12 protein-coding genes are annotated in these 13,881 nt (G+C 62.5%); 6 read left to right on the top strand and 6 right to left on the bottom strand.

Features of this window, described 5'->3' with window-relative positions; translation table 11 throughout:
* Positions 1-69: 69 nt before the first annotated feature.
* Complete coding sequence (locus ACFPN5_RS15775) at positions 70-2,028, bottom strand: AAA family ATPase (protein ID WP_379784711.1); 1,959 nt, start codon at positions 2,026-2,028, stop codon at positions 70-72.
* A 549-nt stretch (positions 2,029-2,577) separates the two neighbouring features.
* On the opposite strand from ACFPN5_RS15775, the gene ACFPN5_RS15770 reads away from it, so the two are divergent.
* Positions 2,578-2,850 (top strand): PEP-CTERM sorting domain-containing protein, encoded by a 273-nt coding sequence (locus ACFPN5_RS15770; protein ID WP_379784710.1) that lies wholly within the window; start codon positions 2,578-2,580, stop codon positions 2,848-2,850.
* 144 nt (positions 2,851-2,994) lie between these two features.
* Here the strand turns inward: ACFPN5_RS15770 and ACFPN5_RS15765 are convergent, their stop codons facing one another.
* The 3 genes from ACFPN5_RS15765 to ACFPN5_RS15755 all read right to left on the bottom strand — a co-directional run bounded on the left by ACFPN5_RS15765 (position 2,995) and on the right by ACFPN5_RS15755 (position 4,958).
* On the bottom strand, positions 2,995-3,561 hold the full coding sequence (locus ACFPN5_RS15765; RefSeq protein ID WP_379784709.1) for a DUF1697 domain-containing protein: 567 nt from the start codon (positions 3,559-3,561) through the stop codon (positions 2,995-2,997).
* Positions 3,562-3,610: 49 nt separating this feature from the next.
* Complete coding sequence (gene gstA / locus ACFPN5_RS15760) at positions 3,611-4,216, bottom strand: glutathione transferase GstA (protein WP_379784708.1); 606 nt, start codon at positions 4,214-4,216, stop codon at positions 3,611-3,613.
* A 352-nt stretch (positions 4,217-4,568) separates the two neighbouring features.
* The gene (locus tag ACFPN5_RS15755; protein ID WP_379784707.1) at positions 4,569-4,958 is read right to left on the bottom strand and encodes a hypothetical protein; all 390 of its coding nucleotides are present in this window, start codon (positions 4,956-4,958) and stop codon (positions 4,569-4,571) included.
* 635 nt (positions 4,959-5,593) lie between these two features.
* Here ACFPN5_RS15755 and miaB point away from each other — a divergent pair.
* Genes miaB through ybeY form a run of 3 tightly spaced genes read left to right on the top strand, consistent with a single transcriptional unit; the run spans position 5,594 to position 8,497 of the window.
* On the top strand, positions 5,594-6,955 hold the full coding sequence (gene miaB / locus ACFPN5_RS15750) for a tRNA (N6-isopentenyl adenosine(37)-C2)-methylthiotransferase MiaB (protein ID WP_379784706.1): 1,362 nt from the start codon (positions 5,594-5,596) through the stop codon (positions 6,953-6,955).
* Positions 6,952-8,040, top strand: coding sequence for a PhoH family protein (locus ACFPN5_RS15745; RefSeq protein WP_379784705.1), 1,089 nt, complete (start codon positions 6,952-6,954; stop codon positions 8,038-8,040). The genes miaB and ACFPN5_RS15745 overlap by 4 nt, the downstream gene beginning before the upstream one ends.
* The gene (ybeY, locus tag ACFPN5_RS15740) at positions 8,021-8,497 is read left to right on the top strand and encodes an rRNA maturation RNase YbeY (protein WP_379784704.1); all 477 of its coding nucleotides are present in this window, start codon (positions 8,021-8,023) and stop codon (positions 8,495-8,497) included. Before ACFPN5_RS15745 ends, ybeY begins: the two co-directional genes overlap by 20 nt.
* A 47-nt stretch (positions 8,498-8,544) precedes the next feature.
* Here the strand turns inward: ybeY and ACFPN5_RS15735 are convergent, their stop codons facing one another.
* Both ACFPN5_RS15735 and ACFPN5_RS15730 read right to left on the bottom strand, forming a co-directional pair.
* On the bottom strand, positions 8,545-10,770 hold the full coding sequence (locus tag ACFPN5_RS15735; protein ID WP_379784703.1) for a xanthine dehydrogenase family protein molybdopterin-binding subunit: 2,226 nt from the start codon (positions 10,768-10,770) through the stop codon (positions 8,545-8,547).
* A 4-nt stretch (positions 10,771-10,774) separates the two neighbouring features.
* Positions 10,775-11,230, bottom strand: a complete 456-nt coding sequence (locus ACFPN5_RS15730) for a (2Fe-2S)-binding protein (RefSeq protein ID WP_379784702.1) — start codon at positions 11,228-11,230, stop codon at positions 10,775-10,777.
* Between the two features lie 159 nt (positions 11,231-11,389).
* On the opposite strand from ACFPN5_RS15730, the gene ACFPN5_RS15725 reads away from it, so the two are divergent.
* Together ACFPN5_RS15725 and lnt are read left to right on the top strand one after the other, a co-directional pair.
* On the top strand, positions 11,390-12,274 hold the full coding sequence (locus ACFPN5_RS15725; RefSeq protein ID WP_379784701.1) for an HlyC/CorC family transporter: 885 nt from the start codon (positions 11,390-11,392) through the stop codon (positions 12,272-12,274).
* Complete coding sequence (gene lnt, locus ACFPN5_RS15720) at positions 12,274-13,872, top strand: apolipoprotein N-acyltransferase (RefSeq protein WP_379784700.1); 1,599 nt, start codon at positions 12,274-12,276, stop codon at positions 13,870-13,872. Before ACFPN5_RS15725 ends, lnt begins: the two co-directional genes overlap by 1 nt.
* Positions 13,873-13,881 lie beyond the last annotated feature (9 nt).

The following is a 13,881-nucleotide window of genomic DNA, read 5'->3' as shown; positions in this document are numbered from 1 at the left end:
CCATATACGTGAAAATGCCCGCTGGCGTCCAACGCGCAGCGGGCATTTTATTTGGCGAGAACGTCCAGCTTACGCCGCCACCATCTCCCCGGTCTCCGTGCACAGCTTCAGGTTCGCATGCTTCGGCGCGAAGTGCAGCAGGTCCTTGCGCTCTTCGAGCAGCGCGAAGACGGCGTCTTTCGACAGCACGTACTGGTCGAGCAGCGTGTCCTTCAGCGACTCGATCAGCGCGCGGTAGTCGCGTATCGCGCCCAGGGTGTAGCTGTAGAGCTCATCGGCCTTGGCTTCCATCTGGCGCAGCGTCTGCTCACCGCTGGCGTCGTTTTTCAGCTGGCTGTAGTCGATCTTCGAGCGCGAGTACATCGATAGGCGGTTGACCATCAGGTTCAGCATCTTGGTCACTTTCTCGATGTCGTTCTGGGCGCCGACCGAGACGCCTCGGGCGCCGTAGAACATCTCTTCGGCCGCCATGCCGCCGTACAGGCCGACCACGTCGCGCTCGAGTTCTTCCAGGGTGCGCAGCGACATGTCCTCACCCGACTGCAGCACATAACCGAGCGCGCCGATCTTCGACACCGCTTCGGTGCTGATCTTGAGCAGGTGCGACTTTTCCTTCACTTCTTCCAGGCTCAAACCGGCGCGCAGGTGCGGGTCGATCTGCATGAAGAAGTGGCCCAGCTCGTGCAGGGCGATGCGCTCGCGCTGCTTGTGCTTCTCGGCCGTGGTGGCGCGGTCGGTCAGGCCGATCGTGGCACGCTCGTAGGCGCGGAACAGCAGGTCGGTATTGATGACCACCTTCTCCTGGATCGACAGCATCGACGCGCGTTCCACCACGGTTTCCAGCAGCGCCGGGCTCAGGTTCTGCGTCATCTCGGCGACCTGGTCCAGGTCGAGGTCGTTGTAGTCGACCAGGCCTTCTTTTTTACGCGACAGGAAGCTGCGCAGCAATTCGCGGCGCTCGTTCTTGTTCGGCAGGCGGAAGTTGATCTTCACCGAGAAGCGGCGCAGCATCGCTTCGTCCATGTCGGTCGAGGCGTCGTCGAAGTTCGAGGCGACGACCCAGATCACGCCCTGGCCCTTGTCGCTCTTGACGCCGTCGAGCAGGCCCAGCAGGGTGTTGGCGGTATCGTCTTCCCATTTCTTTTCGCTGCGGCCGCGCGGCATGAACAGGCTCTGCGCTTCATCGAGGAAGATGATGCACTTGCCCTTGGCGCAGGCCTTGCGGTACAGGGCGTTGAGCGCCTTCGAGCCGCCGCCGACATAACCCGATTCGAGCGCCGACCCCGAGGCCTGGATCAGCGGCATGTCGAGGCGCTTGGCCAGGTAGCCCACCAGCTTGGTTTTACCGGTACCGGCAGGCCCGGTCAGCATGACGTTGAACGGCTTGTCGATGTTGTGCGACGCGTATTCGTCGCGGTTGCGGATCATGTCTTCCAGGTGCAGCACTTCCTGCTTGATGTCTTCCATGCCGATCAGGTCGTCCATGCTGCCCTTGAGCTTGTCCGGGGTGATCATGGTGGCGCTCGCGCCCATGCCTGGAATGCCGAACTTCAGGCAGTAAATGATCAGGCCGATCAACAGGATCTCGAAGGCGTGGCGCTTGAGGAAGTCGACCGTGGCCGAACCCATCGTGCCGCCCTCGTCCAGCACGGCCTTGTGCGTGGCAAGGTAGTCGTCCTTGGCGATCGAATAGGGAATCGCGTTCTTGAGCAGCACTTCGCGCTCGAGCGAGAGGTGCGAGGTGCTCGGCACCTTGACCACGTGCAGCTCGGGTGCATTCTTGAACTTGAACACATAGCGTGGCGACTCGGACAAGGGCTTAGCCACCATCAGGTAGTCGAGCTTGTCTTTCTGTGCGGCCAGGCGCGTGATCTCGGAAATGTCTTGCGAATGAACGACCGGGCTTGGATCCTGCGGCGCGTCGGCCGTGTAGATCGCCACGCCCGCCGCAGCGCCGAGCAGCACGGCTGCGGCGATGCGTACATAGACGTTCTTAAAGGCAATCTGAAGTCGGGCAAAGTTGGGCATTATCGGTACTCTACAAATGTTGGGTGCGCGTATATGAAAGTGCAAACGGCGAGTGCAAACAGCGGTTGCCATTTTCGAAAACTGCGACTCGAAGCGGCGGCGGCTCTTGAAGGCCGTGACATGCCGAACATGTGTGTTCGACATCGTTTTGATGCCCTAAGGCAATAGGGATAGGGAGACTATACCCGTAAAGAAAACGCAGATGTATACGGGACGCTTAAAATTTCTTGATCGCTGTCATAGCTAGAAAAGCTGTCAACGTAATTCGTTGCAGGGTTGGCAAAGAATGCAGCATTCGCTCTCCTTTTTCTGGAAACTCGTTGGCAGGGCAGCAAGGGAGGCCGTCGAAAGTGTTGCTTCCTTAATATTGTCAGTGTCGCCAGCTGTCGCATTTCTTTCACATTGTTTGACGGTGTGGCCGGCACGCGACTGCCCTTCTCTCTTGCCGACTTTTCGAAACGAATCGGACACCATTGCGCTAAACCGTTTTGCTATCCTTGTCCGTACCAGCTTTTCGTGTCACGTACCGGTCGCAAGAAAGGAATCATCGTGAACAAACTCGCACTCGCCGCAGCGCTTGCCCTCATGATCGGCAGTGCTGCACAGGCCAAGGTAATCGAGCTGGTACCGGAAGCACCGGGCGATGCCCTCCCCTCACAGGCGCGCATCGCCAACCCGGGCCCAGCCGCGCCTCCCCGGATGGCGGCGCCGCCGGCGAGCATGTCCGAACTGCCGGAGCCCGAGGTGTTTGCGATGATGCTGGTGGGCCTGGTCCTGCTCGGCTACCGGGCACGGCGGGACAGCAGCGAAAAGTTCGAGTAGGCACGCAAACCCCTGGCCGGCCGGTCTGGAGCGCCTAACAAAACCTTCAGAGCAAGGGATGCGGCCGCCCGACGCGGCGACGAAGACAGTACGAGGGTACGGCGAGGAGCTGCAACGCAGCTATGGAGGTTGTGTTAGGCGCTCTCAGGCGCCCGGCGGCGCCAGGGCTGCCTCGCTGCACAAGGCGTACAGCTTGCACAGCGTCGTCCAGTTGCGTGAGGTCGTGTTGTCCCCCAGCTGTTTTCCAAGCGCGGTCGCGGCTGCGCTGCTCAGCACCCCTTCCGGACACCAGACATAGGCGGCGCGCTGGCCCACGGCGAGCGCTTCGAGGCCCCAGTCACGCTCGCACAGGGGCGAGACTGCCGCGCGCGCCGCACCATCTGCGAGCGTGAATACCAGCAGGCGCGAGTGGTCGCTGGCGACCGGCAGCAAGCTGTTCTCGGCCAGCACCGTTGCCAGCTCGTCGCGGCTGAGCACAATGACGCGGGCCACCATGCCGAGCTTGAGCACCAGTTGCTCCTCGATCGCCGCGGCGGCCGTGCCAGGCGTGACTGCGTCGGCGCTGAACACGAGATTGCCGCTATTGAGGACGCTTCGCACCTCGCCATAGCCCATCTCACCGACCAGCTTGCGCAAGTCGGCCATGGCAACGCGTTTGGCGCGGCCAACATTGATGCCCCGTAATAAGGCAATGTAGCGGTTGCTTGTCATGTGGCCATGTTACCGCCCCTCTGTGACAAGGCGGCGTACGCTTGTTTGCTTACTTAATGAGACCTTCTTCGCGCAATGCCTGCTGAACTGCAGGGCGGGCCGCAATGCGGCCGCGGTAGGCCTGCAGCACCGGCCATTCATCCAGGCTGACTTTCACGATATCTACCCAGCCGAGCACGGTGAACAGGTAGGCATCGGCGACGCCGAACCCGGTGCCGAGGAATTCGCGCCCCTGCAGGTGTTCGGCGACAGGTGCGAGGCGCAGCGCCAGCATCTTGCGTGCATGCGCATGGAGGTCTGCGCTTGCTGCCGGGTTAACCAGCGGGCTGAAGTTTTTATGCAGCTCGGCGGAAATATAGTTCAGCCAGGCGAGGACCTTGTAGCGCTCGACATCGCCCACGGCCGGCAGCAGCCCTGCCGCCGGCGCCAGGTCGGCCAGGTACTGGACGATCGCCGGGCCTTCGGTCAGCACGCTGCCGTCGTCCAGCGCGAGCGCCGGGACATAGCCCTTCGGGTTGATTGCACGGAAGTCGGCGCCGCTGGCGGTGCGCTTTTCGCGCAGGTCGACGCGCTCGCTCGTGAAGGCCAAGCCTGCCTCGAGCAGGACGATATGCGGGGACAGCGAGCATGCGCCGGGGCTGAAGTAGAGTTTCATGGGATGTCCTTAGTCTTTGAATAAGCAAGCCCGACAGCTCGCACAGCTCCGGCGTGCAGGATAGTCATGACGGCGGGGCACGGCGAGAATACAATAATCGACGCGTTATTGCTTAAGACGGCTCAATCGCTGCGGGCGGGTGGCAGCCGTAGCGGAGCAGGATGCGGCAAGTCACCGGACGCGATGGGCGTGCGGGCAAGCCGATGGGGAAGGACAGCGGAAAATGATGACGTCCTGCGGGCGTGATGCCGACGGGACGCGAAAAAAGGCAGCGTGCGCGGCGTCCTAAGACGCCGGGCCGCTGCCTGGCTTGACCGAAAGCATGGCAGTGAAGGCTGCCACGCCATCGGTATTAGTGCGCATAGTTGCCGGACGTCGAAGAAGAAGCGTCGGTGTTCTGCGTTTGCTGTTGCTGCTGCTGTTGCTGGGCGGCTGCCGCGGCTGCTGCCTTTTCTTCTGGCTTTGGACGGCCTTGTGCATCGGACAGGCGATACTTGGTGCGGCGGTCGCCCATCAAGTCGCGCAGGTCGCGGATGCTCATGCCGGTCACTTCGTGCATGCGGATCAGCAGCGAGGCGCCAACCGGCAGACGGTGATGGCGGATCTTGCTGATGACCGGTGGGGCCACCTCCAGCATGCGCGACAGCGCAGCGTCGTTTTTCAGCTGCATTTTGCCAAGCAGAATGTCGAGCAGGTGGTTCGGGTTGTAGCTTTCCTGTGAAGACAAAGCATGATGTGCCATGATTTTTTACCTCGTGAGTGTGGTTAAAATAGTTCCGTTACGAACTTTGTTAATGACTACCTTCCGTCAAACTAAGTTCCCGGACACGCTCCTGGACGATTAAACAGAACAAGTCTGAAGTTTCGCTTAAGAACAATGCCGGAGCGCATGCGCCCTGCTTTACACTCCCTCGAACGCACTTGTCTTTCAAACAAATTATCAGACCCATACGGACGCTGCACATCCGTCTTGAACACATGACTCATTGTTGGAAATCAAGCTATCGCGTGGAAAGCTTGTCACATAAGCATTTCAACACATGGGGATTATTTGTGGCGCACGCAAGAGATTTCTTACGTTAATTTATGTAAAAGAATTTTGACCGAAGGCTTTGATTTACAACAGGAAATATATTGAGCAAACGCTGACTCTGCCTTGGTCGCCGCGTTTTGCTTCTTTCTGGAAATTTAACAATCTGATTATATTGACAACCGATTCGACCAAGGCAACGGTTAATTCCAAAAGGCATTAAAAACCCGTTCGCCTGCGGGTGGCGTCCCCCTTCCATACGTGGATTTCGTCCCCAAATAGGGATTTACGTTAAACTGCCTTGCCGGCTTGTCAAACCGTCAGCACACATTTCAACAAAGCATTCCATGCAGAAAAAAGTATTTATTAAAACCTTTGGCTGCCAAATGAACGAGTACGACTCGGACAAGATGGCAGATGTGCTGGGCGCGTCCGACGGGCTCGTTCGCACTGACAAACCGGACGATGCCGACGTCATCCTCTTTAATACCTGCTCCGTGCGCGAAAAAGCACAGGAAAAAGTGTTTTCCGACCTGGGCCGCCTGCGCGAACTGAAGCGCCAGCGCCCTGAACTCATCATCGGTGTCGGCGGCTGCGTGGCATCCCAGGAAGGCGCGGCGATCGTCAAGCGCGCGCCGCACGTCGACATGGTGTTCGGTCCGCAAACCTTGCATCGCCTGCCCCAGATGATCCGCGAGCGCCGCAGCAGCGGCACCGCCCAGGTCGACATCAGTTTCCCCGAAATCGAAAAGTTCGACCACTTGCCGCCCGCCAAAGTCGAGGGTCCGGTCGCCTACGTCTCGATCATGGAAGGCTGCAGTAAATATTGCAGCTACTGTGTGGTGCCCTATACCCGTGGCGAGGAAGTGTCACGCCGCTTCGAGGATGTGCTGACCGAAGTCGCCGGCCTGGCCGCCCAGGGCGTCAAGGAAATCATGCTGCTCGGCCAGAACGTGAATGCCTTCCGCGGCGTCATGGAAAACGGGGATGTCGCCGACTTTGCCCTGCTGCTCGAATACGTCGCCGACATTCCCGGCATCGAACGCCTGCGCTTCGTGACCAGCCATCCGAAAGAATTCACCCAGCGTCTGATCGATGCCTACGCCAAGATCCCGCAACTGGTGAACCACTTGTATTTGCCTGTGCAGCATGGCTCCGACCGCATCCTCGGCGCCATGAAGCGCGGCTACACCGGCATCGAATATAAATCGATCATCCGCCGCATCCGCGCCGTGCGCCCGGACATCGCGATTTCGTCGGACTTCATCGTCGGCTTCCCCGGCGAAACCGATGGCGATTTCGAGGCCATGATGAAGCTGGTGCAGGACGTCGGCTTCGACAACAGTTTCAGTTTTATCTTCAGCAAGCGCCCCGGTACGCCGGCCGCCAATCTGGAAGACGATACCCCGCACGAAGTCAAGCTGGCGCGGCTGCAGCGCCTGCAGGCCCTGATCGACGGCAACACGCGCAAGTACAGCGCGGCCATGGTCGGCACGGTCCAGCGCGTCCTGGTCGAGGGACCGTCCAAGAAAGATCCATCCGAACTGCAAGGCCGCACCGAGAGCAACCGTGTGGTCATTTTCGCGCCGGGCACCTCAGGCAATGCGCTGATCGGCCAACTGGTCGACGTGCGCGTGGTCGAGAGCCTGGATTATTCATTGCGCGGCGAACTCGTCGCCAATCTCGATACGATTGCCATAGCCAGTTGAAAACACAAAACCCATCCCAGCCTTCGTACTTCATTCCCGAGCCCATGGATAACACGCGGCTCGCCCACCTGTGCGGTCCGCTCGACGAAAACCTGCGCCAGATTTCAGCGGCACTCGACGTGACCGTGTTTCGCCGCGGCGAGAAGTTCATCGTCAGCGGCGCGAATGCCGAGCGCGCGGTCGAACTGCTCGAACGCTTTTATGCCGTAGCCAACAAGGTCGTCCCGATCGAGGAAGTGCAGCTGGCCCTGGTCGAGCAACGCGCCGGCCTGCGCCCGACGATCGATGGCGAGCCCGTCGCCGGCGAGCAAGCGAGGACGCCAAGCGCCCCTGATGCCGACGCCGAAGCGGACGAGTCCGAACTCACCAGTCCGATGCTGAAAACCCGCCGCAGCGACCTGCGCGGGCGCACGCCGCACCAGATCCAGTACCTGCGCGCCGTGCTCGAGCACGACATCAGCTTCGGCATCGGCCCTGCCGGTACCGGCAAGACCTATCTTGCCGTCGCCTGCGCGGTCGATGCGCTCGAGCGCGATGCCGTCAAGCGCATCATCCTGACGCGCCCGGCGGTGGAAGCCGGCGAACGCCTCGGCTTCCTGCCGGGCGACATGAGCCAGAAGGTCGATCCCTACCTGCGTCCGCTGTACGACGCGCTGTACGACCTGCTCGGTTTCGACCGCACGCAAAAGCTGTTCGAGAAGCAGGTGATCGAGATCGCTCCGCTGGCCTACATGCGCGGCCGCACGCTGAACCACGCCTTCGTCATCCTCGACGAGGCGCAGAACACGACCGTCGAGCAGATGAAGATGTTCCTGACGCGTATCGGCTTCGGCAGCAAGGCCGTCATCACCGGCGACGTCACCCAGGTCGACCTGCACAAGACCCAGCGTTCGGGCCTTGTCGACGCCATGCACGTGCTGAAAGAAGTGCGCGGCATCGCCTTTACGCAATTCTCGAGCGCCGACGTGGTGCGCCACCCACTGGTGGGCCGCATTGTCGATGCGTACGAAAAAGCCACCGCCGTCCAGGAAATGGGCGCACTCACGAAACCTGCCACCACGCGAAATGTCCGTAAAAAACCATGAGCTTGACCTGGACGTCCAGTATCCGGACGCCCGCCTCGAATCGACCGTCACCCCCGAGCTGGTGGAGCGCTGGGTGCGCGCCACCCTGCTCGGGCCGGCCGAACTGACGGTCCGCTTTGTCGACAGCGTGGAAGGGCAGACGCTCAACCGCGACTACCGCGGCAAGGATTACGCGACCAACGTGCTGACCTTTGCCTATAACGAGGGCGAGGAACTGGGCGAGGACGAGCCGACCCAGGCCGACATCATCCTGTGCACGGACGTGCTGCAGCGCGAAGCGGACGAGCAGAAGAAAACGGTCGAGGAACACGCGGCGCACCTGATCGTGCACGGCGTGCTGCACGCGCAAGGGTATGACCACGAGCACGACGAGGAAGCCGAGGAGATGGAACAGTTCGAGCGCGACATCATGGAAGTGCTCGGGTATCCGGATCCGTACGAAGAGAACCGTAGTTAACAAGCAAGGGTGGGCACGGGGTGCCCACCCCTACCCTTGCTTCGGCCTTACCCTCTCCCCAGCTGATCCCCGATCGGCAGCTTCCGAATCCGCTTCCCCGTCGCTGCGAACACGGCATTCGTCAGCGCCGGCGCGATACCCGAGGTGCCAGGCTCGCCGATCCCGCCGGGCTCGTCCGTGCTGTTGACGATATGGACCTCGACGACCGGCGCTTCATTGATGCGCATCATGCGATAGTCACCGAAGTTGGTCTGCTGAACCCGCCCCCGGTTGATCGTGATTTCGTTCCACAAGGCCGCCGTGGCGCCGAAGATAATGCCGCCTTCGATCTGGGCGGCGATCGTGTCCGGATTGACCGGCTGGCCGCAATCGACCGCGCACACGACGCGGTGCAGGCGCACGTCGCCATCCGGCCCGACCGACACTTCCGCCACCTGCGCCATATAACTGCCGAAGGCAAACTGGGCCGACACACCGCGCCCGACCTTGCGCCCCGCGACCGGCGCCAGCGGCTTGCCCCAGCCCGCCTTTTGCGCCGCCAGGTTCAGCACCGCCAGGGTGCGCGGCGATTTGTCCAGCAGGGCGCGCCGGAACACGACCGGATCCTGCTTGGCCGCCTGCGCCAGTTCGTCGATGAAGCTTTCCACCACAAACACATTATGGGTCGGTCCGACGCCCCGCCAGAATGCCGTCGGCACGCCCGGCGGTTCGTGGCGCACGTATTCCACGCGCATGTTCGGCAGCGTGTACTGCAGGTCGGCCGCACCCTCGACCGCGTCCGGATCGACGCCATTTTTCACCGCCGGCGGCGCGAAGCGCGACATGATCGAGGAACCGGTGGTGCGGTGGAACCAGGCGGCCGGCCTGCCTTTATCGTCCAGCCGCGCCGCCAGGCGGTCCACGTAATACGGCCGGAACATGTCGTGCTGGATATCTTCTTCGCGTGTCCAGACGAACTTGATCGGGCCCTTGGCCAGTTTGGCAAAGGCCACCGCCTGGATCACGTAGTCAACTTCGAGCCGGCGCCCGAAGCCGCCGCCGATATAGTAATTGTGGACCTTCACCTTCTCGACAGGAATCCCGGCCACCTTGGCGGCGGCGCCCTGCGCCAATGCCGGCACCTGGGTGCCGACCCAGAGGTCGCAGCCGTCGGCCCGCAAGTCGACCGTGCAATTGATCGGCTCCATGGTCGCGTGGGCCAGGAAGGGCATTTCATAGATGGCCTCGACCTTGCGCCCGCCCTCCGCTTCCAGGGCTTTCAAGGCGTCGCCGGCATTTTTCGCCAGCGCGCCGCTTCCCTCGGACACCTTCATCATGTCGCCCACGATGCCGGCCAGCGATACTTTGCCGTTGGCACCGTCGTCCCAGCGCGGCGCGGCAGCGGCCAGGCCCTGCTTCGCGGCCCAGAAATGGTCGGCCACGACGGCCACCGCCCCTTCCAGCCGCAGCACCTGGCGCACGCCCTTCACGGCCATCGCTTTGGCCTCGTCCACGCCAACCAGCTTGCCGCCCGTGACGGGCGAAGCGGCCACGGCCGCGATGCCCATGTTCGGCAGGCGTGCGTCGATGCCGAACTGGGCTTCGCCGTTCACCTTTGCCGCCGAATCCAGGCGCTTCACGGATTTGCCAATCAGCACGAACTGTTTCGGGTTTTTCAGCTTGACGTTCTTCGGCAAGTCCATTTTCGAGGCCGCATCGACCAATTGGCCGAAATGCGCCGACCGGCCGGACTCGCCATGGCGTACGGTGCCTGCCACCACCTGCAGCTCGTCGGCGTCGACGTTCCATTGCTCTGCGGCGGCTGCCACCAGCACGCTGCGCACCATGGCGCCGGCTTCGCGCAGCGGCTTCCAGGCGCCGCGCACCGAGGTCGAGCCGCCGGTCACCTGCCCGCCCAGCAAGGGGTCGGCATACAGTTCGTTATTCGCCGGCGCCTGCTCGAGTTTCACTTTCGACAGGTCGGCGCCCAGCTCCTCGGCCAGCAGCATCGGCATCGAGGTGAAGGTGCCCTGCCCCATCTCGACCTTGTGGATGACGAGGGTAACTACCCCCGCGCGGTCGATCCGGATGAAAGCATCGCGCGCCAGCCCGGCCGGCGTATCGGAATGGTGGGTTGAGGCCTGGCCAACGGCCTTTTCCGGCGGCGCATCCTTGCGGTCGCCTTCCTTGTTGCAGCCGAACAGAGAAAAACCGAACAGCAGGGCGCCGCCGGAAGTGGCGCCGAGTTGCATGAAACGGCGGCGCGAGGGCGATACGTTCTTGATGTCGCTCATATATTTACGCCTTACTCGCGGCGATCTTGATCGCCTGGCGGATACGGCCATAGGTGCCGCAGCGGCAAATGTTGCCGGACATGGCGTTGTCGATGTCGGCGTCGCTCGGCTTGGGCGTGGTGTGCAGCAAGGCGGTGGCGGACATGATCTGTCCCGACTGGCAATAGCCGCACTGCACCACGTCAATCTGGCGCCAGGCGTCCTGCACCCGGGCGCCGACCGGGTCCTGGCTGATCGCTTCGATGGTGACAATTTTCTTGCCGGCTGCCGCCGAGACTGGCGTCACGCAGGAGCGCACAGGCTGGCCGTCGAGGTGCACGGTGCAGGCGCCGCACAGGGCCTGGCCGCAGCCGAACTTGGTGCCGGTGAGGCCGGCGACATCGCGCAGCACCCACAGGAGGGGCATGTCGCCGGGTACGTCGAGGTTGGTGGTATTGCCGTTGATGGTGAGGGCGGGCATGAACTTCCTTTGCTTTTGGGCCAATTAACGAATGATAAGGCAAGCGCCCCAGCTCTGCCGGCGCCCCCCTGCGCACGCCCAATCCGAATCTACCCGCAAATCAGCCCCGGCGCTTTTGGTGTATCCTATGCCTACCGTAACAACGGCTTCACGCCAACTATGCCCGAGTATCCCACTGACGTCCGCCAGGACGCCAAGCCCCACCGGTCCCTCTTCGAAAGGTTGACCGCTCTCATCTCCCCTGAGCCAGAAAATCGCACCGAGCTGCTTGAAGTGCTGCACGAAGCACACGAGCGCAACCTGATCGACGCCGACGCCCTGTCGATGATCGAGGGGGTGTTCCAGGTGTCCGACCTGTCTGCGCGCGACATCATGGTGCCGCGTTCGCAAATGGACGTGATCGACATCACCGACCCGATCGAGGAATGGCTGCCGATCGTGCTGCAGACGGCGCACTCGCGCTTCCCCGCCATCGAGGGCGAGCGCGACAAGGTGGTCGGCATCCTGCTGGCCAAGGATTTGCTGCGCTATTACGCGGAGGAATCATTCGACGTGCGCGCCATGCTGCGCCCGGCGATCTTCATTCCCGAGTCGAAACGCCTGAATGTGTTGCTGCGCGATTTCCGCGCCAACCACAACCACATGGCCATCGTCGTCGACGAGTACAGCGGCGTGGCCGGCCTGATCACCATCGAAGACGTGCTCGAGCAGATCGTCGGCGACATCGAAGACGAATACGACTTCGACGAGGAAGAAGACAATGTCCTGTCGGTCAAGGAAGGCCAGCGCGGCCCGCGCTGGCGCGTCAAGGCGCTGACCGAGATCGACCAGTTCAACGAAGAAATCGGCGTCGACCTGCCCGAAGACGAAGCCGACACTATCGGCGGCTTCGTGGCCGGCCACCTCGGCCGCATGCCGCACAAGGGCGAGGAATTTACTCTGCGTAACCTGCGCTTCGAAGTGCTGCGCGCCGACGCTCGCCAGATCCATGTGTTGCTGGTCGAAAAGCTGCCGTCATCACTGCACGACCGCGACGACGACTGATGCTGCGTCGTCGTACTTCTTCCGCCACGACGCCGGTTGATCCGGCAAAGGCTGCCGCCGCGGCTGTTGCAAACCGTGGCACGCGGCCCTCGCCTGCCCTACTGGTCACCGCCGCCCTGGCCGGCGGCGCTTCCCTCTTCTCGTTCGAGCCCTTCGGCTGGTGGCCGCTGCAGTTCCTGCTGCTGGCCTGGCTGTTCTACCAGGTGGGCCTGGGCAGCTCGGTCAAGCGCGCCACCCTGCTCGGCTGGGCCTTCGGCTTCGGCTGGTCGGTCGGCGCCATGTTCTGGCTGTACATCATGATGACCCGTTTTGCACACGTGCCGGCCATCCTCGGCGCGATCGGCATCGTGCTGCTCGGGCTGTACATGGGCCTGTTCGGCGCCTTCGCTACCGGCGTCGCGAGCTGGCTGCGCCAGCGCTGGTCGCTGCCGGTCGCCAGCTTCGTGCTGCTGGTGCTGCCGGTCACCTGGGGCGTGTCGGAATGGATGCGCGGCTGGGTGTTTACCGGCTTCCCCTGGTCCGTGTCCGGCTATGCCCACGACACCGCGCCGCTGGCCGGCTATGCGCCGCTGATCGGCGTCTACGGCATCGGCATGCTGGTTGCCGTGGGTGCGGGTTGCATCGTCATGCTCACCCAGCGCGCGCGCTGGCCCGCGATCGGCCTACTGGCGGCGCTGCTGGCGACGGGCTTTGGCCTGCGCAGCATTGAGTGGACCCAGGAGACGGGCTCTCCGATCACCGTCCGCCTGTTGCAGGGCAATATTCCGCAAGACCGCAAGTTCGACTACGCCTTCCTCTCGAGCATCCTCGATCGTTACCAGGGCATGATCACGGCGGCACCCGCCGACCTGATCGCGACCCCGGAAACGGCGATTCCCTCCTTCCCGCACAACCTGCCTGGGGGCTACCTGTCCAGCCTGCAGGCGTTCGCATCAAAAAGCGGCAGCACGCTTGCCGTCGGCATGCCCCTGCTCGACAGCCCGACCCAGTATGCCAACAGCGTGGTCGCCTTCTCGCCCCAGCCACAGCAGTATCGCTATGACAAGGCGCACCTGGTGCCCTTCGGCGAATTCATCCCGCCGGGTTTCCGCTGGGTGACCGACCTGATGAGCATCCCGCTGAACGACGCCACCCGCGGCCAGGGGTTGCAGGCGCCGTTCGCGGTGAAGGACCAGCTGGTGTTGCCGAACATCTGCTACGAAGACGTGTTTGGCGAAGAGATCGCCTGGCAGCTGCGCAATGCACCGCGCCCGGCAACGCTGCTGCTGAACATGTCGAACCTGTCCTGGTATGGCCAGTCGACGGCGATCCCGCAACACCTGCAGATCTCGCGCATGCGCACCCTGGAGACCGGCCGGCCGATGCTGCGCTCGACCAACGACGGCGCCACCGCCATCATCGACCATCGCGGGCGGATCACGCATGCGCTGCCCTTCTATACCGAGGGCGTGCTCAGCGCGACCGTGCGCGGCACCAGCGGCATGACGCCGTATATCCGTTTCGGCAATCTTGCTTTCCTGGTGCTGGGCGGGCTGGCGTTGGCGGCGGCGTGGTTCTTTGGGCGCAATTACCGCAAGAAAAAGGGCAATGGCGTATAGATGAGTCGA

The organism is Massilia niabensis, from assembly GCF_042655085.1.
Lineage (GTDB): Bacteria > Pseudomonadota > Gammaproteobacteria > Burkholderiales > Burkholderiaceae_D > Telluria > Telluria niabensis.
This window is presented reverse-complemented; position numbering and strand designations above follow the sequence as displayed.